The 17,929-nt window shown below is 60.2% G+C and carries 15 protein-coding genes, 3 tRNA genes, 2 rRNA genes and 1 pseudogene; 14 read left to right on the plus strand and 7 right to left on the minus strand.

Annotated features, from left to right (window positions below):
* The first annotated feature begins 29 nt into the window (after positions 1-29).
* Both traG and HY17_RS16375 read left to right on the plus strand, forming a co-directional pair.
* The gene (gene traG / locus HY17_RS16370) at positions 30-1,952 is read left to right on the plus strand and encodes an IncP-type conjugal transfer protein TraG (protein ID WP_081813203.1); all 1,923 of its coding nucleotides are present in this window, start codon (positions 30-32) and stop codon (positions 1,950-1,952) included.
* 3 nt (positions 1,953-1,955) lie between these two features.
* The gene (locus HY17_RS16375; protein WP_034768628.1) at positions 1,956-2,333 is read left to right on the plus strand and encodes a hypothetical protein; all 378 of its coding nucleotides are present in this window, start codon (positions 1,956-1,958) and stop codon (positions 2,331-2,333) included.
* 4 nt (positions 2,334-2,337) lie between these two features.
* Here the strand turns inward: HY17_RS16375 and HY17_RS16380 are convergent, their stop codons facing one another.
* On the minus strand, positions 2,338-2,604 hold the full coding sequence (locus HY17_RS16380; protein ID WP_034768631.1) for a hypothetical protein: 267 nt from the start codon (positions 2,602-2,604) through the stop codon (positions 2,338-2,340).
* Between the two features lie 201 nt (positions 2,605-2,805).
* On the opposite strand from HY17_RS16380, the gene trbB reads away from it, so the two are divergent.
* The 12 genes and pseudogenes from trbB to HY17_RS20775 all read left to right on the plus strand — a co-directional run.
* Positions 2,806-3,786, plus strand: a complete 981-nt coding sequence (trbB, locus tag HY17_RS16385; protein WP_034768633.1) for a P-type conjugative transfer ATPase TrbB — start codon at positions 2,806-2,808, stop codon at positions 3,784-3,786.
* Positions 3,787-3,799: 13 nt separating this feature from the next.
* A complete protein-coding gene (locus tag HY17_RS16390; RefSeq protein ID WP_034768635.1) occupies positions 3,800-4,132 on the plus strand; it encodes a TrbC/VirB2 family protein in 333 nt (110 codons plus the stop codon).
* Complete coding sequence (locus HY17_RS16395) at positions 4,132-4,386, plus strand: VirB3 family type IV secretion system protein (RefSeq protein WP_034768637.1); 255 nt, start codon at positions 4,132-4,134, stop codon at positions 4,384-4,386. The genes HY17_RS16390 and HY17_RS16395 overlap by 1 nt, the downstream gene beginning before the upstream one ends.
* Entirely contained in the window at positions 4,380-6,818 is a 2,439-nt protein-coding gene (gene trbE, locus HY17_RS16400) for a conjugal transfer protein TrbE (protein ID WP_034768639.1), read from the plus strand. Before HY17_RS16395 ends, trbE begins: the two co-directional genes overlap by 7 nt.
* An 11-nt stretch (positions 6,819-6,829) precedes the next feature.
* Positions 6,830-7,543, plus strand: a complete 714-nt coding sequence (trbJ, locus tag HY17_RS16405) for a P-type conjugative transfer protein TrbJ (RefSeq protein WP_034768641.1) — start codon at positions 6,830-6,832, stop codon at positions 7,541-7,543.
* A gap of 6 nt (positions 7,544-7,549) precedes the next feature.
* Positions 7,550-8,869, plus strand: coding sequence for a P-type conjugative transfer protein TrbL (gene trbL / locus HY17_RS16410; protein WP_034768643.1), 1,320 nt, complete (start codon positions 7,550-7,552; stop codon positions 8,867-8,869).
* Between the two features lie 5 nt (positions 8,870-8,874).
* On the plus strand, positions 8,875-9,573 hold the full coding sequence (trbF, locus tag HY17_RS16415) for a conjugal transfer protein TrbF (protein ID WP_034768645.1): 699 nt from the start codon (positions 8,875-8,877) through the stop codon (positions 9,571-9,573).
* Positions 9,570-10,577, plus strand: coding sequence for a P-type conjugative transfer protein TrbG (gene trbG / locus HY17_RS16420; protein ID WP_034768647.1), 1,008 nt, complete (start codon positions 9,570-9,572; stop codon positions 10,575-10,577). The genes trbF and trbG overlap by 4 nt, the downstream gene beginning before the upstream one ends.
* Positions 10,574-11,830 (plus strand): TrbI/VirB10 family protein, encoded by a 1,257-nt coding sequence (locus HY17_RS16425; protein ID WP_034768649.1) that lies wholly within the window; start codon positions 10,574-10,576, stop codon positions 11,828-11,830. Before trbG ends, HY17_RS16425 begins: the two co-directional genes overlap by 4 nt.
* A complete protein-coding gene (locus HY17_RS16430) occupies positions 11,830-12,066 on the plus strand; it encodes a DUF2274 domain-containing protein (RefSeq protein WP_034768653.1) in 237 nt (78 codons plus the stop codon). The genes HY17_RS16425 and HY17_RS16430 overlap by 1 nt, the downstream gene beginning before the upstream one ends.
* A 2-nt stretch (positions 12,067-12,068) precedes the next feature.
* Positions 12,069-12,380, plus strand: coding sequence for a DUF736 domain-containing protein (locus tag HY17_RS16435; protein ID WP_034768655.1), 312 nt, complete (start codon positions 12,069-12,071; stop codon positions 12,378-12,380).
* A gap of 194 nt (positions 12,381-12,574) precedes the next feature.
* Positions 12,575-13,567: pseudogene (locus HY17_RS20775) on the plus strand (recombinase family protein); the annotation flags it as partial.
* 3 nt (positions 13,568-13,570) lie between these two features.
* Here the strand turns inward: HY17_RS20775 and HY17_RS20600 are convergent.
* The 6 genes from HY17_RS20600 to HY17_RS16470 form a co-directional block, all read right to left on the minus strand.
* Positions 13,571-13,903, minus strand: coding sequence for a hypothetical protein (locus HY17_RS20600; protein ID WP_034768657.1), 333 nt, complete (start codon positions 13,901-13,903; stop codon positions 13,571-13,573).
* A gap of 214 nt (positions 13,904-14,117) precedes the next feature.
* A tRNA-Met gene (locus HY17_RS16450) sits at positions 14,118-14,194 on the minus strand.
* Positions 14,195-14,345: 151 nt separating this feature from the next.
* Positions 14,346-14,460, minus strand: a 5S ribosomal RNA gene (gene rrf / locus HY17_RS16455).
* Between the two features lie 99 nt (positions 14,461-14,559).
* Positions 14,560-17,329 (minus strand): 23S ribosomal RNA (locus HY17_RS16460).
* 263 nt (positions 17,330-17,592) lie between these two features.
* A tRNA-Ala gene (locus HY17_RS16465) sits at positions 17,593-17,668 on the minus strand.
* A gap of 57 nt (positions 17,669-17,725) precedes the next feature.
* A tRNA-Ile gene (locus HY17_RS16470) sits at positions 17,726-17,802 on the minus strand.
* Positions 17,803-17,929: the final 127 nt, after the last annotated feature.

Genomic DNA, 17,929 nt, shown 5'->3' on the forward strand with positions numbered 1-17,929 from the left:
GAGGAGCGCGGCAGCGGAGGTACCAAAATATTACTCCTACAAAATTCCTTCTTGGCCAGTTTCTGCTGACACTTTTGCTGATCATCTGTTCGGTGTGGATTGCGACGCAGTGGGCCGCTGGTGTTCTGGACCATCAGCCTCGTTTAGGTGGGCCGTGGTTCGAGCTTGCGGGTCAGCCTATCTACAAACCTTGGCGGCTGTTCCAGTGGTGGTATGCCTATGATGCGTACGCTCCCAACGTGTTTGCTCGCGCGGGTTTGATTGCATCGCTGGGCGGCATCGCCGGAATTGTGATGGCGATCATCGCGTCGCTCTGGCGAGCAAGACGCGAGAAAAATGCGACGACTTACGGCTCGGCGCGCTGGTCATCGGTTCGGGATGTTCGGCAATCTGGTCTGCTTGGTTCGTCAGGTTTGGTGCTGGGACGGTTCAAAGGGCGCTATCTCCGGCACGCTGGCGCAGAACATGTTATGGCCTTCGCGCCGACCCGGTCCGGCAAGGGTGTCGGGCTGGTGATCCCTACCCTGCTATCCTGGACCGGAAACGCGATCGTACATGACATAAAGGGAGAAAACTGGGCGCTGACCTCAAAGTGGCGATCGGGCTTCTCTCGCTGTGTCCGTTTCGATCCGACGGATTTGTCGAGTTCAAAGTTCAATCCCCTGCTAGAAGTGCGGCTTGGCACGCATGAGGTCCGGGATGCGCAGAATGTGGCAGACATTCTGGTCGATCCGGATGGATCCCTGGAGCGGCGTAGCCATTGGGACAAGACGGCACATTCACTGCTCGTTGGCGCCATCCTGCATGTCCTTTACGCCGAAGATGACAAGTCACTCGCAGGCGTGGCGACACTGCTCTCTGATCCAGCCCGGCCGATCGATGACACGCTGGAGCGTATGCTTGAGGCGAACCATCTCGGGAGCCGTGACCAGCCATTGACGCATCCGGTTGTGGCAGAAGCGGCGCGGGAGCTCCTGAACAAGTCTGAGAATGAAAAGTCTTCGGTCGTGTCGACCGCGATTTCATTTCTAGGGCTCTACCGCGATCCTGTGGTGCAGCGGGCGACATCCGGTTCGGATTGGCGCATCGAGGATTTGTTTCGCGGCGAGAGTCCTGCGTCGTTGTATCTGGTGGTTCCGCCGTCTGATCTGTCACGGACAAAACCCTTGATGCGGTTGATCCTTAATCAGATTGCGCGGCGGCTTTGCGAAGAGCTGCCAGATGGAAAAGACCGCCGACAGACCCTGTTGATGCTTGATGAGTTTCCAGCACTGGGACGGCTTGATTTCTTCGAGAGCTCTCTCGCTTTCATGGCGGGCTATGGAGTCCGCGCCTTCCTGATTGCTCAGTCTCTGAACCAGGTCGAGAAGGCCTATGGGCAGAACAATTCAATCCTCGACAATTGCCATGTCCGGATCGCGTTCGCGACGAATGACGAACGCACAGCCAAGCGCATTTCCGACATGCTCGGCACCACGACGGAGCAGCGAAACCAGAAGAATTATACCGGGCACCGGCTCGCGCCCTGGCTCAGTCATGTCATGGTCTCCCAGCAGGAAACCCAACGACCTCTTCTCACACCCGGCGAGGTGATGCAGATGCCTGCAGATGATGCTCTGATCTTCCTGGCGAGCCATCCGCCGATCCGCGCGAAAAAGCTCCGATACTATGAAGATCTAAATTTTACCGAGCGGGTCGGCGCTCTGCCGATTGCCGCTGCCGGTGCGGATACATCGCGATTTGGCGGGTATCATCGATCTGGACCATCGCCCTCGGACGGTAATGCAGGCGGGCTGGCGCGATCGGTTGGCCCTGACATCGGCGATGAGGATGAAATCTCGCAGGATATTGCGAGTGAGGAAGAGCACGCGCCACAGCAGCGCGGCGGCATTCAGGACCAGATCACGCGCTACTACCTTCAAGTCCAGGAAAATGGCGGACGGGAGCTTTAGGAGATGGCGCGCAATCCACGGCTTCATATCCGCGTCTCCGAGGCGAACCATCGCAAGGCGAAGCAGTTCTCTGCTGAGCACGGTGTCCACGTCGGCACGCTGATCGATGAGGCGCTGACCCTATTGTTCACACCGCCTGAAGACCGGCCCGATGCCGCGATCATCCAGCGGCTGGAACGGGTCGAAGACCAGATCGAGAAACTTGAGACCGGAACTGCCTTCCAGACGGACCTGCTGATCGAGTTCATTTTCGAATGGCTGAGACAGCGCCCAGGCAAGAACCCGCTCGAGACTCCGGCAGATGCAGCGCGCGCGCGAAGCGAGCTCGAAGCGCTGACCAAGCGCGTCGTCGAGCGCTCCAACCCGCACATCTGGAACTGATCATTCAGGCAGCTGCGTCGAGCTGGCCGGATTTCAGTGCCTGCCGGAACTCCGCGGCATCCTGCACTGACCTGAACATGTAGCTGGCCGTGTGCTCGCCTTTCTCCAGATGGCTATGCGAGCGCCATTCGGGACCGATATGCGTGTTGAGCCAGACGGCGATGATGTCGAGGCGCTTACCGAGGCCGAAGGGCGGGATTGGCAATTCGACATGATGCGGGAAGTCCCGCGCATCCTTTTCGGCCATGAGAACGGACTTGTAGCGACCCATAGGCCTCTCCTTTTAGTTCGCTTTTTGTTCTTTTCTCACTTTCCGGTCTAATATCAATCTCTTCGGCGCGATTTCCTGTGAGTTGCCCCTCTGCGTCCTCGGACTTCCCGCAGGCGCCTTTCGTGTCCTCCGGCCCCAACTGTGCGGCAGCATTTTATGCCCCGATGGTGGTCCCATCACTGATGAGGACCACGCCCTGCTATGTCTGCCCTGCCCCAGCCCAGCGAGACCGAGACCCGCCGCACAGCGATGCTCCGCACGGCTTTCGATGGTCCGGTTGGGGTCGCATTGGCGGCGCCCGATACAATCGAGATCCTCGCCAATCCTGACGGCTCGGTCTGGGTCGAGAAAGCTGGCTTTGGTTTGTGCCGTGCATCCGAGACGCTTGGCCGCGCCGAACGCGAGCGGATCATCCGGCTGGTGGCGTCCTCTGTCGGCGAAGCCTGCGACCGGGCCTCTCCTATTGTTTCTGCCGAACTGCCAGGCTCTGGCGAACGGTTCGAAGGCATTCTGCCGCCGGTGTCTGAAGCGCCCTGCTTTGCGATCCGCAAACCGGCAGGCCAGCCCATCGCGCTCGATACCTATGTCGAGACAGGCGCGCTGACGCCAGCGCTCTGTGTGGGGCTTCGGCAGGCGCTGGAGGACCGGCTCAATATCGTCGTGGCGGGCGGGACATCATCCGGCAAGACGACCTTTGCCAATGCCTTGTTGTCCGAACCTGCTCTTTCAGACGACCGGATCGTCATCCTGGAAGATACGCGGGAGCTTCGCTGTTCCGCCGAGGATGTGACGCAGCTCAGGGCGCATCGGTCTGGCATCACGCTTCGCGATCTTGTGCGCTCGACCATGCGGCTCCGGCCGGACCGGATCATTGTCGGCGAAGTGCGCGGCGGGGAGGCGCTCGACCTCCTCAAGGCCTGGAATACCGGCCATCCGGGCGGGATCACCACGCTGCATGCAAACTCCGCCTCCGGCGCACTCACGCGCCTCGAACAGTTGGTCGAGGAAGCAACGACCGCCCTTCCCCATGCTCTGATCGGCGAGGCGGTCGATGTGATCGTCTTCATGTCCCGCGCGAGCGGCGCGCGGCGCGTTGAGCAGGCGCTCCGGATTACCGGCTTCGACGGCTCCGAATACCGGACCGAGCCGCTCGCCGCCCCCTTTCTCAACATCGTCAATTAAGGAGACCCGACGCATGTTCTACGACCAGATCAAGGCCCTTAACCGATCGCTCCAGGCCGGCGCGCTGCTGGCTTCGGTGAGTGTGCTGTCACTGCCGGCCCATGCCGCCGGCACGGGCATGCCCTGGGAAGGCCCGCTCGACCAGATCCTGCAATCAATCGAGGGCCCTGTCGCCCGGATTGTTGCGGTGATCATCATCACGCTGACCGGCCTGACGCTCGCGTTCGGGGAGACATCCGGTGGGTTCCGCAAACTGATCCAGATCGTGTTCGGCCTGTCCATCGCCTTTGCGGCGACCAGCTTCTTCCTGACCTTCTTCTCATTCGGCGGCGGTGCGGTGCTCTGATGCTCGACGGCTACGAGATCCCCCTCCACCGCTCGCTCGCCGAACCCATCCTGATGGCTGGCGCGCCGCGCTCGGCCGCTATCGCCATCGGAACGATCGCGGCGGTTTTGGCACTCGGTCTCAGGCTCTGGATACCGGGGCTCGTGGTCTGGGTGGCGGGACACTCGCTGGCCGTCCTCATGGCCCGGTCTGACCCCGACTTTCTCGCCGTCGCGATCCGGTCTGCCCGTCACAAGGAACATCTTTCATGCTAAACCTCTCCGAATACGCGGCGAAACCGGCAGGGCTCCCAGACTACCTCCCCTGGGCGTGCCTCGTCGCGCCGGGCGTCGTCCTCAACAAGGACGGCGCCTTCCAGACAAGCTTCCGCTACCGCGGCCCCGACTTGGAAAGCTCGACGGAAGCCGAACTCGTGGCGGTTACCGCACGGGTCAATAATGTCCTCCGCCGGTTCGGGTCCGGCTGGGCGCTCTTCTTCGAGGCGGTGCGAGCAGAAGCGGTTGCCCTGCAGGAAAGTTCCTTTGACTGTTCCGCTGCCTGGCTGATCGAGCAGGAGCGGCGGGCCGCTGCCGAAGAGACCGGCGCCCGGTTCGAGAGCGCCTGTTATCTGACCCTGCTCTGGCTTCCGCCCGCCGATGCGACAGGCCGGGCCGAAAAGGCGCTGATCGAGCGGCCTGAGAAGCGGGACGGCGAGGACTGGCGCCAGAGGCTGGAGCATTTCCAGACCCGCTCGGCGCAGACGCTGGACCTGCTTGCTACCGCATTGGATGAAATCCATCCGCTCTCGGATGAAGAGACGCTCACCTATCTCCATGCCTGCATCTCGTCGAAGCGGCATGCTGTGTCGGTGCCGGAACTACCGGTCTTTCTCGATGCGGTACTTGCCGATGAGAGTTTCGCAGGTGGGCTGGAGCCACGAATCGGCGAGGCACACCTTGCAACGCTGACCTTGTTGGGTTTTCCGGCCTCGACCCTGCCAGGCATGCTGGACGAGCTCAACCGGCTCGGCTTTTCCTATCGCTGGACGACGCGATACATCGCGATGGACAAGGCCGAGGCCGAGAAGCTTCTTGCGAAGAAGCGCCGGCACTGGTTTGCGAAGCGTAAGTCCGTAGGCGCGGTCCTCCGGGAGACGCTATTCAATGAACAGGCCGCGCTTCTCGACAATGATGCTGACAACAAGGCCGCCGATGCCGATGCGGCGCTGCAGGAACTCGGTTCCGATCTTGTCTCCTATGGCTATGTCACGACGACGCTGACGCTGATGGGCTGCTCCCGCGAGGAAGTCGAGGAACGCACACGCGCCGTCGAGCGCGTCATCAACGGGCGCGGGTTCACGACGATCCGCGAGACGCTGAACGCCGTCGAGGCCTGGCTCGGCTCGCTGCCAGGGCATGTCTACGCCAATGTCCGCCAACCGATCCTGCATACGCTGAACCTGGCGCATCTGGTCCCAATCTCTTCGGTCTGGGCCGGCGATGCGTGGAATGACCATCTGTCAGATCGCGCACTGATCGAAGCGCAAACGGAAGGCACGACACCGTTCAGGCTCAACCTGCATGTCGGCGATGTCGGCCATACGCTGATCATCGGGCCGACAGGCTCCGGCAAGTCGGTGCTCCTGTCGCTGCTCGCCGCGCAATGGCAGCGCTATGAAGACGCTCAGGTGTTCCTCTTCGACAAGGGACGGTCCGCGCGTGCGGTAACGCTCGCAATGGACGGTACCTGGCTGCCGCTGGCGGGCGATGAGCGTCCGGCATTGCAACCGCTTCGGGACATCGACACCGACCGCGGCGCGAGCTTTGCGGCCGACTGGCTACTCGGCCTGATCGAAGCTGAAGGCGTGACGATTACGCCGGATCTGAAGTCCGTCTTGTGGGACGCGGTACGGTCGCTGGCTTCGGCGCCTGTTGCCGAACGCACGCTGACCGGGCTCAGCCTCATACTGCAATCGGATACGCTGAAAGCCGCGCTGCAACCCTACACGCTGGAAGGTCCCTACGGGCATCTGCTCGACAGCGATGCCGAAGCCCTCGACCTTTCTTCGGTTGCCTGCTTCGAGATGGACGAGCTGATGCAGACGCCATCTGCTGTCGCGCCTGTCATCACCTATCTCTTTCACCGGCTGGAAGACCGGTTCGATGGTCGCCCGACCCTGCTCATCCTCGATGAGGCCTGGCTGTTTCTTGATCACCCGGTCTTTGCCGCGCGGCTGCGCGACTGGCTGAAGACGCTGCGCAAAAAGAATGTGGCGGTTGTGTTTGCGACCCAGTCGCTTGCCGACATTGAAGGCGCATCCATCGCACCGGCCCTGATAGAATCCTGCCCAACACGGATCTTCCTGCCGAATGAGCGGGCCCTCGAGCCGACTGCCCAAGCTATCTATCGGCGGTTCGGACTGAACGATCGCCAGATCGACATTCTCGCCAAGGCGATCCCGAAGCGGGATTATTACTATACCTCGCCCCTTGGCTGCCGGCTCTTCGAGCTTGGCCTTGGCGAAGTCGCTCTCGCCTTCTGCGGCGCCTCATCACCTGCCGACCAGAAGCTCATGGATGGCCTACTCGAAGCCGAGACTGAGGCGGGCTTCGCCCGTGGCTGGCTGGAGCTGAAACAGCTCGGCTGGGCGGCGGACCTGCTGACCGGACGACCCGACGCACCCCTCCCTCAAATCGCCGCTGAATAGGAGCCCCTCACATGAAAGCCCTTCTCTCTTCTGTCGCCCTTGCTGCCATTCCGCTGACGGGCCTGATGGCGCCGCCTGCTTCCGCGCAACTCTTCGGCGGCGGCATTGTCTACGACCCGACCAACCATGCCGAGAACATCCTTCAGGCGGTGCGCGCGCTGCAGCAGATCGACAACCAGATCCGCCAGCTCACCCATGAGATCGACATGATCGAGAAGATGGCGCGGGATCTTGAGACGCTCCCCGTCGAGGTCGCCCGCGCGATCATTGCCGACCGCATCCGACGGATCGGCGAACAGATGGAGGAAGCCGACGGCATCGGTTATGGCGTCGAGGAGGTCGAACGAGAATACGAGGAACTCTATCCCGAAACCTATGGCGAGACGCCGCCGGCCAATGCGGTCCTCGTCGAGGATGCGCGAATTCGCTGGCAGCAATCGCGCTCGGCCCATAAGCACACGCTGCTGATGGTTGCCGAGACGGTGCGCGACAATGAACGCGATGCCGAGGCGCTGACCGGTCTTGTCGAGGAGAGTCAGAGCGCTGTCGGCAATCTCCAGGTCCTGCAGGCTGGCAACCAGATCGAAGCCATGTCGGCCCAGCAGCTGATGCAGATGGAAGCCATGATGGCGGCGCATTACCGCGCCGAGGCCCTCGACCGCGCACGCGAGCTCGAAGAAGCCGAACGTGGCCGCGCGCGCCTTCAAAGCTTCTTCGGGAACTAGACCGCCATGGAAGAGATGGGCGTCATCGACCGGTTCCTCGAAACCTTCATTGCCTATATCGATTCAGGCTTCGGCCTGCTCGCTGATGATGTCGCTTATCTCACGACCACGCTGATCGTGATCGACATCACGCTGGCCGGGCTCTTCTGGGCCCTCTCGCAGAATGCCGATGTGATCTCGGGGCTGCTCAAGAAGGTCCTCTATGTCGGCTTCTTCGCCTTCATCCTCGGCAATTTCTCGATCCTGGCAAACATCCTCTTTGCGAGCTTTGCCGATCTCGGGGTGAAGGCGGGCTCCTCGACGCTGACCGCCGAGGATCTGATGCGGCCTGGCTATATTGCAGGGGTCGGGTTCGAGGCGGCGCAGCCATTGCTCGAAGAGATCGGCGACATGCTGGGGCCGATCCGCTTCTTCCATAATTTCATCATGATCGCCGTCATGCTGATCGCCTGGGCGATCATTCTCGTCGCCTTCTTCGTGCTGGCGGTCCAGCTCTTCGTTGCCATCCTGGAATTCAAGCTGACGACGCTGGCTGGCTTCGTGCTCGTGCCCTTCGCGCTCTGGAACAAGACCTCGTTCCTCGCCGAACGCGTGCTCGGCAATGTCGTCACGTCCGGCATCAAGCTGATGGTGCTCGCCATTGTGATCGGCATTGGCTCGACGCTGTTCACCTCGATCACGGACGCCTTTGGCGGGCCGGGTGATGTGACGCTGGCTGAAGTCATGGGCACGGTGCTGGCTTCCATCGTCTTTCTCTGGATGGGCGTGTTCGCGCCCGGCATTGCCTCCGGCCTTGTCACCGGCGCGCCGCAGCTTGGCGCGGGCTCCGTGGTCGGCACGACAGCGGCTGTTGGTGCGGGCGCTGTGCTGGCAACGACCGGCACGGTCGCGGGAGGCCGCGCAGCCTTGGGCGGTGTGTCCGGCGCAGTGAAAGCCGGCGCATCCATGACCGGCGGCGCCCGCACCTCCTACGACCTTGGCCGCATGGCGTCGGGTCAGACCGGCTGGCGCGGCGCTGCGGCGGGCCTGGCCGGCGTCGCGCAAGCTGGCGGAGATACGCTCCGCCGGATGGCAGGACGGCCGTTCGCCTCTGTCGGCAATGCCTATCGGCGTGGGAGCGAGGCGGCCTTTGCCGCGACCGGCGGCACGATGACGGCTGCGTCCGGCAACGGGCCGTCTACCGGCTCAGCCAGCCCCGCCTGGGCGCGGCGCCTTCGCACAGAACAACGCCTGCAGCATGCCGGTGCGATCACGGTCCATGCCCTGAAGGACGGCGATCGCGGCATGGCGAGCGACAATCCGAAACTCCGAAACGAAGAGGACTGACCCACATGGCCTTCCGGCGCACCTCCACCCATTACGGGCAAAGCCCGCATCCCGAAACGCCCTACCAGAAGGCAGGCCAGGTCTGGGACGAACGGATCGGTTCGGCCCGCGTGCAGGCGAAGAACTGGCGGCTGATGGCGCTGGGACTGCTCGGACTGCTGGTGGCCTCGTCAGCGGCCCTTGTCTGGCGCAGCCTGCAATCGACGGTCACGCCCTATGTGGTCGAGGTCGACGATACAGGGGCCGTCAAAGCGGTCGGGCCAGCGCTTGCGAGATATGAGCCGACAGACGCGCAGATCGCGCATCATCTGGCGAACTTCATTTCCGATGTCCGCAGCCTGTCAATCGATCCGGTCATCGTCCGGCAGAACTGGCTCGCGGCGTATGACTATGTGACGGACAAGGCGGCGATCACACTCAGCGACTATGCCAGAGACCATGATCCCTTCGCCGAGATCGGTCGGCGCTCGCGCAGTGTCGATGTGGTGAGCGTCGTGCGTGTGTCGGACAAGTCCTTCCAGGCCCGCTGGCTTGAGAAGACCTATGAGAATGGTGCGCTCACTGGCGTCAAACGCTTCACGGGTCTCTTCACGATCGTCAACGCCCCGCCCCGCGATGCCGAAACGCTCCGCGCCAATCCCCTCGGCCTCTACATCCACAGCCTCAATTGGGGCGAAGACCTTGTCACAGGAGACAACCAATGATCCGTACAATGAGCCTTGTATCCGCCCTCGCCCTGACCGCGGCCTGTGCGAGTGTTCCGCCGGAGCCCGTCATCGAGGATACGGCCTTTTTCGAAGCGGCCTTCGTCGAAGAGGCGCCAGAGCGGCCTATCGAAATTGTCGAGACACCGACCGTCCTGCCGCTGCCCGGCCAGATGAAGCCCGTGGAAGGCGCCAAGCGCACAGTCACACGCGTCTACACCTCGCCGACCGAGACCATCCGCAAAGGCACGACAGAAGCCCGGATCGAACCTTCTGTCGATGGCTATGTGAACGCGATCCAGGTCTATCCCTACACCGAAGGCGCGCTCTACCGGCTTTATGCCGCGCCAGGCCAGGTCTCGGACATTGCGCTGCAACCGGGAGAGACGCTGGTCTCTGTCTCGGCGGGCGATACGGTGCGCTGGATTGTCGGGGATACGTCGTCGGGCTCCGGCGGCGCGGCCCGCGCGCATGTTCTGGTCAAACCGATCGCCGCTGGTCTTTCCACGAATCTGATGATTGCGACGGACCGGCGGACCTATCATCTCGAACTGGAAAGCGTTGACGGCACCTATATGGCCGCCCTTTCCTGGCGCTATCCGGCGGATGAACTGGCTGAACTGGTCTCCCGCAACAAGCTTGCGTCCGTTCGCGAGGATGCATCCATTGCGCCGGGCGTGGCGGTTGACCGGCTCGATTTCGATTATGTTATCGAGGGCGACAAGCCCGCCTGGCGGCCTGTGCGCGTCTTCGATGATGGCCGGCAGGTCTTCATCCAGATGCCGGCGGGCCTTGCCACCATGGATGCCCCGCCGCTCTTCATCTTGGGCGCGTCCGGCGATGCTGAACTCGTCAATTATCGCCTGCGCGGCAACTACTATATCGTCGACCATCTCTTCCGCGCCGCCGAGCTCCGCATCGGTGCGAAAGACCAGACCGTGGTGCGAATCCGCAAGCGGGTCCAACGCTCCGGCCTTGCGAGCCTGTTCGGAGGCGAGGGATGAGCGAGCCAGCCCCCTTTCCAAAACAGGCCGACGAGCTGAAGCTTCGCGCGCGGCCGCGGCCGGTGACGCGGATCAACCGCAAGGTCCTGATGGCAGGCGCCTGCCTTGGTGTGCTGGGCCTCTTTGCCGCCGCGTCCATCGCGCTTGATCCGCCAAAGGCCGTCGATCCGGCAGACCGGCAGGAGCTTTACAACACGGCGACCAAACGCGCGCCGGATGGCCTCGCAGAGCTGCCGAACTCCTATCTCAACTGGCAACCGGCGGGCGACACGCCGAAGCTCGGTGCGCCCATGGCGGGCGATCTTGGCGGCACTGTCGTGGCGGAAGAGGAAGAATGGGGCCTTGAGCCTGACTGGAATGTCACGCCGTCAGACGACTTCCGGCCCTCTGCCGAGGATGAAGCCATTCGTGCGCAGAGGTTGGCGGATGCCAAACTTGCCGATGCAGCCGGCAAGGCGGGGGTGTTCTTCGATGTCGGCAACCGGCAGTCGCTTGCTGGGTCTGTGTCTGCACCGGGTGGCCTGCCGAACAGTCTCGGCTCGGAACTACTGGCCCTTGCCGCGCAGGGCGCGGGCAGTCCGGGTTTTGCAGGCTCGCCCGATCAGAACCTTCAGGCGGAGAAGATCGCATTCGCAGCTGAGACGCGGGATGGCGACATCTACAACCCGCATGATGTCGAGACCCCGGTCTCGCCCTATCAGGTGATGGCGGGCACGCTGATCCCGGCCTCGCTTGTCACAGGGCTGAACTCTGACCTGCCGGGCAATGTCATCGCGCAGGTGACGCAGCCGGTTTACGATACTGTCAGCGGCGCGCATCTGCTGATTCCGCAGGGCGCGCGCCTGATCGGGCGATACCAGTCGGAAGTCTCGTTCGGCCAGGAGCGTGCGCTCCTGATCTGGGACCGGATCATCCTGCCGGATGGCAGCTCGCTGCAAATTTCCGAGCCCGCGGCCGATGCGCAGGGCTATGCAGGCGTTTCCGACCGGACCGACCATCACTGGGACCGCGTGTTTGCGGCTGCGGGACTGGCCACCCTGCTCGGCATCGGTTCCGAACTTGGCTCGGACGATGATGATGTCGAGCGGGCGATCCGGCGGGGATTCGGGGACAATGTGTCCGAGGCAGGCCAGCGCGTCGTCGACCGCAATCTCGGCATCCAGCCGACGATCCGTATACGGCCAGGCTGGCCGGTGCGCGTGATCGTGACGCGGGATCTCGTGCTGCGGCCATACTCTGAAGGAGGCCGGTGATGAGCCTTCGCATCGGACAACTTCCCGACAGAACGCCGGTGAAACTCACCGTGTCAGTGGATCCTGATCTTGCTTCTGCGCTTGCCGACTATGCGGCGATCTATGCCGAAACCTATGGCGCGGAAGAGAAACCCGAAACCCTGGTGCCTGCCATGCTGGACATGTTCCTCAGCTCGGATGCCGGGTTCAAGCGGGCCCGCAAGGCCCTTCATGCCAGAGCCAGCAAAGGAGAATAGCAATGGCAACAATCGGCACCTTCAGCCAGAAGGATGGCAAATGGACCGGAACGATCCGGACCATGACAATCAATGTGAAAGCCCAGATGGTCCCGGTGGCCGAGAAGGCCGAAGGCGGCCCTGACTACCGGATCTTTGCTGGCGGCGCAGAGCTCGGCGCCGCCTGGCGCGAGGAAAGCAAGGATGGCGAGACACCATACCTGGCCGTGAAGCTCGATGATCCGGGGTTCGATAAGCCGCTGCGGGCTGCCTTCTTCGAGAAGGAAGAGGATGGCAGCGGCGTGCTGGTCTGGAACCGGCAGAAGCTGAACTAGTCAGCTTTTGCTTTTCGGACCGTGAACCGCAAATACCCCAAACTTGTGCCTCGCGGTCGCCTCCCAAAGGCGATCGCGAGACAGTCTGAACTTCCCGAGGACGAATTTTCTGGGGAAATAGCCCCATCCTGGGCGATTGAGCTCGCCGAAGCGCTTGCGCGATATCATGCGAGGTTGGCATATCGGAAAGGGTCATGACCCTAAAAGCCGCCATCTACGCCCGCTATTCGTCGGATCTTCAGTCTATTCGTTCAATCGAAGACCAGATTGCTCTTTGCCGACAACATCTTGAACAGAAATCCTGGACCGAAACAGTCGTCTATTCAGACCGCGCGATCTCGGGCGGCGCGATGGTTACGCGCCCCGGCATACAGGAACTGATAAGAGGCGCCGCGAACGGTCAGTTCAATGTGGTTGTCGCCGAAGCCCTCGACCGCATCTCCCGCGACCAGGCTGACACGGCCACGATCTACAAGATTCTCGCCTTTCATGGCGTGTCAATCGTCACGCTATCTGAAGGCGAAGTCGACTCCATGCATGTCGGCTTCAAGGGCGTGATGAATGAGATGTTCCTGCGCGATCTCGCGAAGAAGACGCGCCGAGGCCAGACAGGTGTTGTGAATTCAGGCAGATCGGCCGGAGGGCATTGCTACGGTTACGACATCGTACCGGGTGAGCAGAATGGCATCCTGACCATCAATGAAGACGAAGCCGAGACCGTCAGACGGATCATGCGGCTGTTCGTCGAAGGAAAGTCTCCGAGAAGCATCGCGTCCATGTTGAACCAGGAAGGTGTCGCAGCGCCGCGCGGTCCAGATTGGCGCGCTTCGACGATCAACGGACAGGTACATGCCGGCAACGGCATCTTGAACAACGAACTATATATCGGTCGCCGTATCTGGAACCGCAGGCACAAGGTCACAGATCCCTTCACCGGCAAGAAGCGCATGCGGGCTAATCCCGAAAGCGAATGGGTCATCAATGAAGTTCCGGACCTTCGGATCGTTGATGATGAACTCTGGCAGGCTGTGAAACTTCGCCAGCAAAGGCACTCCCGTAAACGTGGTGGAGCGAAGCGGCCAACACGGCTCTTGTCGGGACTCCTCGAATGCAGTGTCTGCGGCGGTCCGATGTCGATTGTCTCTCAGAACAGGTACGGGTGCTCGACAAGACGCGAGAAGGGCACCTGCTCAAACAATCGAACCATAGCTGCCAAAGAGCTTGAAGAACGCGTTCTTGCAGGGCTGAACAACGCCTTGCTTCATCCTGATGCGCAGAAAGCGGCCGCACGCGAGTTTCATGCAGAGCTCGTTCGCCAACAAAAGGCGACTGGTAGCGAGCGGTTTCAGCTTGAGAAGGCTATCGCTGAAGCTAGCAGGCGCATTGACCGGATTGTCGATGCAATTGCTGAAGGGATCGCGACCACTGCCCTCAAGCAAAAGCTGGTCGCCCTGGAAGCAGAAAAAATCGAGAACGAGGCCAAACTTGCGGCGATGGGGAGCGAGCCCGTTGTGAGCGTTCATCCGAACGCTGGCGAGCTGTATGCCGAACTTGTTGGCTCACTTGTGGAAGTGGTTTCGGACCCGTCTCCTGATGCTGACGAGGTCCGATCCATCCTGAGGAAGACAATCCAACGGATTTGCCTTGAGCCGCGCAAAAATGAGAGCGGATACAGCCTTGTTATAAAAGGCGATTTGGCCGCCCTGATTTCTCAGGACGGCCAAACTACTCTTATGATGGGTGCGGGAGTAGGATTTGAACCTACGACCTTCAGGTTATGAGCCTGACGAGCTACCGGGCTGCTCCATCCCGCGTCAAACTTGTCGCTGCACTCTAGGCGTTGCCCCCTAAAATGCAAATCCGGCCCGCCAAAGGCTAAGGCCGGAGCAACTGCCGGCTTGCGGCAGATGTCGTCGTAAAGGAAAGAAATGTCTGCAAGATGCTTGCTTTGTCTGGGCTCTGCGGACCCGGCAGCGACCTACTCTCCCACGCCTTAAGACGTAGTACCATTGGCGCAAGGGGACTTAACGACTGAGTTCGGGATGGGATCAGGTGGGGAGCCCCTGCCATAACCACCGGGTCGGCGGAAACCAGACTGCTTGCAAGCTTAGAAACCAATATGTCTGTTTGAGATCGGTGGCAGTTAAAGCGGATGCGCTTTCAACTACACACGAGTTTCTCGATCAAGCCGATCGAGCAATTAGTACCGGTTAGCTTCACGCCTCGCAGCGCTTCCACACCCGGCCTATCGACGTGCTGGTCTTGCACGGCTCTCAGGGATACCTGGTTTTGAGGTGGGTTTCCCGCTTAGATGCTTTCAGCGGTTATCCCGTCCACACATAGCTACCCTGCAATGCGGCTGGCGCCACAACAGGTCCACCAGAGGTGTGTTCATCCCGGTCCTCTCGTACTAGGGACAAATCCTCTCAAGTATCCAACACCCACGGCAGATAGGGACCAAACTGTCTCGCGACGTTCTGAACCCAGCTCACGTACCACTTTAATCGGCGAACAGCCGAACCCTTGGGACCTGCTCCAGCCCCAGGATGTGATGAGCCGACATCGAGGTGCCAAACGATGCCGTCGATATGGACTCTTGGGCATCATCAGCCTGTTATCCCCGGAGTACCTTTTATCCGTTGAGCGATGGCCCTTCCATTCGGGACCACCGGATCACTATGACCGACTTTCGTCTCTGCTCGCTCCGTCGAGCTCGCAGTCAGGCAGGCTTATGCCATTGCACTCATCGAGCGATGTCCGACCGCTCTGAGCCTACCATCGCGCGCCTCCGTTACTCTTTAGGAGGCGACCGCCCCAGTCAAACTACCCGCCACACAGGGTCCCGGCCCCATCCAGGGGCGCGGTTAGACATCAAAGAAATTAAGGGTGGTATTTCAAGGTTGGCTCCACTCCAGCTGGCGCCAAAGCTTCAAAGCCTCCCACCTATCCTACACATAAGTTCTTTAATGCCACTGTGAAGCTGTAGTAAAGGTTCACGGGGTCTTTCCGTCTGACCGCGGGTACCCCGCATCTTCACGGGGAATTCAATTTCGCTGAGTCTATGTTGGAGACAGTGGGGAAGTCGTTACGCCATTCGTGCAGGTCGGAACTTACCCGACAAGGAATTTCGCTACCTTAGGACCGTTATAGTTACGGCCGCCGTTCACCGGGGCTTCAATTCAAGGCTCTCACCTCTCCTTTTAACCTTCCGGCACCGGGCAGGCGTCAGACCCTATACGTCGCCTTGCGGCTTCGCAGAGCCCTGTGTTTTTGATAAACAGTCGCAACCCCCAGTTTTGTGCCCCTCAGACCTGGTTGCCCAGATTGAGGCCTCCTTCTCCCGAAGTTACGGAGGTAATTTGCCGAGTTCCTTCAACATAGTTCTCTCAAGCGCCTTGGTATGCTCTACCTGACCACCTGTGTCGGTTTCGGGTACGGTCTTAATGGGAGGCTATTTCCAGGAACTTCCAGGCTGCAGACCCAATCCAATAAGGGGCTACAACTTTCGAAATCCGTCACTCATCCCTTGGCCCACGAATATTAACGTGGTTCCCATCGGCTACGCCTTTCGGCCTTACCTTAGGGGCCGGCTAACCCTGCGCAGATTAGCTTTACGCAGGAACCCTTGGTCTTTCGGCGAGCGGGTCTCTCACCCGCTTTGTCGCTACTCATGTCAGCATTCTCACTTCCGATACCTCCAGCAAACCTCACGGTTCACCTTCGCAGGCTTACGGAACGCTCCGCTACCACTCTTTCGAGTCCGCAATTTCGGCGAATAACTTTAGTCCCGTTACATTTTCCGCGCAGAGGCGCTTGATCAGTGAGCTGTTACGCTTTCTTTAAAGGATGGCTGCTTCTAAGCCAACCTCCTGATTGTCTCAGCACCTCCACATCGTTTCGCACTTAGCTATTACTTAGGGGCCTTAATTGGCGGTCTGGGTTGTTTCCCTTTTCACGACGGACGTTAGCACCCGCCGTGTGTCTGCCACGCATAACTTCTGGGTATTCGGAGTTTGAGAAGGTTTGGTAATCCGGTGAGGACCCCTAGCCCATTCAGTGCTCTACCCCCCAGAGTCTAATCGTGACGCTCTACCTAAATAGATTTCGCGGAGAACCAGCTATCAGCAGATTTGATTGGCCTTTCACCCCTAGGCACAGGTCATCCGAGAGCTTTTCAACGCTCAACGGTTCGGCCCTCCAGTGCGTGTTACCGCACCTTCAGCCTGCCCATACCTAGATCATCTGCCTTCGGGTCTAATGCTACGTACTCGGTCGCCCTATTCAGACTCGCTTTCGCTGTGCCTACACCTAACGGCTTAAGCTTGCACGCAACACTAAGTCGCTGACCCATTATACAAAAGGTACGATGTCACTCCGAAGAGCTCCATCAGCTTGTAGGCATCCGGTTTCAGGATCTGTTTCACTCCCCTCATCGGGGTTCTTTTCATCATTCCCTCACGGTACTTGTTCACTATCGGTCGGTAAGGAGTACTTAGGCTTGGAGGATGGTCCCCCCATGTTCAGACAGGATTTCACGTGTCCCGCCCTACTCTAAAAGGTCTTCATTGCACGGATACGGGGCTATCACCCACTATGGCGTACCTTTCCAGATACTTCTCCTTATTTCAGACCAGGCCTGGTCCGCGTTCGCTCGCCACTACTAACGGAGTCTCAATTGATGTCCTTTCCTCCGGGTACTTAGATGTTTCAATTCCCCGGGTTCGCTTTTTAACCCTATGTATTCAGGTTAAAATACCTCGCTATTGAAATGTCAGATACATATCCCGCGAACGGAATATTTATCCAACATCTCGGAGGTGGGTTTCCCCATTCAGAAATCACCGGATCAAAGGATGCTCTCGCCTCCCCGGTGCTTATCGCAGAGTGCCACGTCTTTCATCGCCTCTTACCGCCAAGACATCCCCCGGATGCCCTTTTGACGCTTGATCGTTTTTGAAACCCATGTGCAGTGGAAAACGCATACGCGAACCCACCACATGGATCTCGATCAGACATGTTGGTTTCTTGCAGACTGACCCTTTGGATGACTACCTTACGGCAATCATTTTATCGGCTGAAGCAACCAGGCCAGACCCAATGGGTCGAGCGGCATGGCTGCCGGATCAATCTTTCCCTTACGATGACAAATATCCCGGAGCTTGCTCCGGAAACGGACGTTCTTCTTTCGATCGTTGTAGCGCCATGAAGGCGATGGTGGAGCCAGACGGAGTCGAACCGACGACCTCCTGAATGCAAATCAGGCGCTCTCCCAACTGAGCTATGGCCCCGTAACCCCGGCTTCCCGCCAGGTCGCATGCCCTGCCCTGCGTTGCCGCAGGCTTCGATGGTGGGCCGAGGAAGAGTTGAACTTCCGACCTCACGCTTATCAGGCGTGCGCTCTAACCACCTGAGCTACCGGCCCATGACTGGTCAGGGCCAGGCCCATCGCGGTCAAAGTCGAAGACAGGCGATAAAGCGCCCGCGGGGCTCGCTTAGTGCTCGGAACCGCATGATGCAGATCCAAACAACGAACGAAGGAAGAGAAACGG

This window comes from Hyphomonas sp. CY54-11-8 (assembly GCF_000682735.1).
Taxonomy (GTDB): Bacteria; Pseudomonadota; Alphaproteobacteria; order Caulobacterales; family Hyphomonadaceae; genus Hyphomonas.

Excerpts from the sequence above, each read along its gene's own strand:
- HY17_RS16375 (WP_034768628.1), top strand. The coding sequence starts at position 1,956 with ATGGCGCGCAATCCACGGCTTCATATCCGCGTCTCCGAGGCGAACCAT.
- HY17_RS16380 (WP_034768631.1), bottom strand. The coding sequence starts at position 2,604 with ATGGGTCGCTACAAGTCCGTTCTCATGGCCGAAAAGGATGCGCGGGAC.
- trbB (WP_034768633.1), top strand. The coding sequence starts at position 2,806 with ATGTCTGCCCTGCCCCAGCCCAGCGAGACCGAGACCCGCCGCACAGCG.
- HY17_RS16390 (WP_034768635.1), top strand. The coding sequence starts at position 3,800 with ATGTTCTACGACCAGATCAAGGCCCTTAACCGATCGCTCCAGGCCGGC.
- HY17_RS16395 (WP_034768637.1), top strand. The coding sequence starts at position 4,132 with ATGCTCGACGGCTACGAGATCCCCCTCCACCGCTCGCTCGCCGAACCC.
- trbE (WP_034768639.1), top strand. The coding sequence starts at position 4,380 with ATGCTAAACCTCTCCGAATACGCGGCGAAACCGGCAGGGCTCCCAGAC.
- trbJ (WP_034768641.1), top strand. The coding sequence starts at position 6,830 with ATGAAAGCCCTTCTCTCTTCTGTCGCCCTTGCTGCCATTCCGCTGACG.
- trbL (WP_034768643.1), top strand. The coding sequence starts at position 7,550 with ATGGAAGAGATGGGCGTCATCGACCGGTTCCTCGAAACCTTCATTGCC.
- trbF (WP_034768645.1), top strand. The coding sequence starts at position 8,875 with ATGGCCTTCCGGCGCACCTCCACCCATTACGGGCAAAGCCCGCATCCC.
- trbG (WP_034768647.1), top strand. The coding sequence starts at position 9,570 with ATGATCCGTACAATGAGCCTTGTATCCGCCCTCGCCCTGACCGCGGCC.
- HY17_RS16425 (WP_034768649.1), top strand. The coding sequence starts at position 10,574 with ATGAGCGAGCCAGCCCCCTTTCCAAAACAGGCCGACGAGCTGAAGCTT.
- HY17_RS16430 (WP_034768653.1), top strand. The coding sequence starts at position 11,830 with ATGAGCCTTCGCATCGGACAACTTCCCGACAGAACGCCGGTGAAACTC.
- HY17_RS16435 (WP_034768655.1), top strand. The coding sequence starts at position 12,069 with ATGGCAACAATCGGCACCTTCAGCCAGAAGGATGGCAAATGGACCGGA.
- HY17_RS20600 (WP_034768657.1), bottom strand. The coding sequence starts at position 13,903 with ATGAACGCTCACAACGGGCTCGCTCCCCATCGCCGCAAGTTTGGCCTC.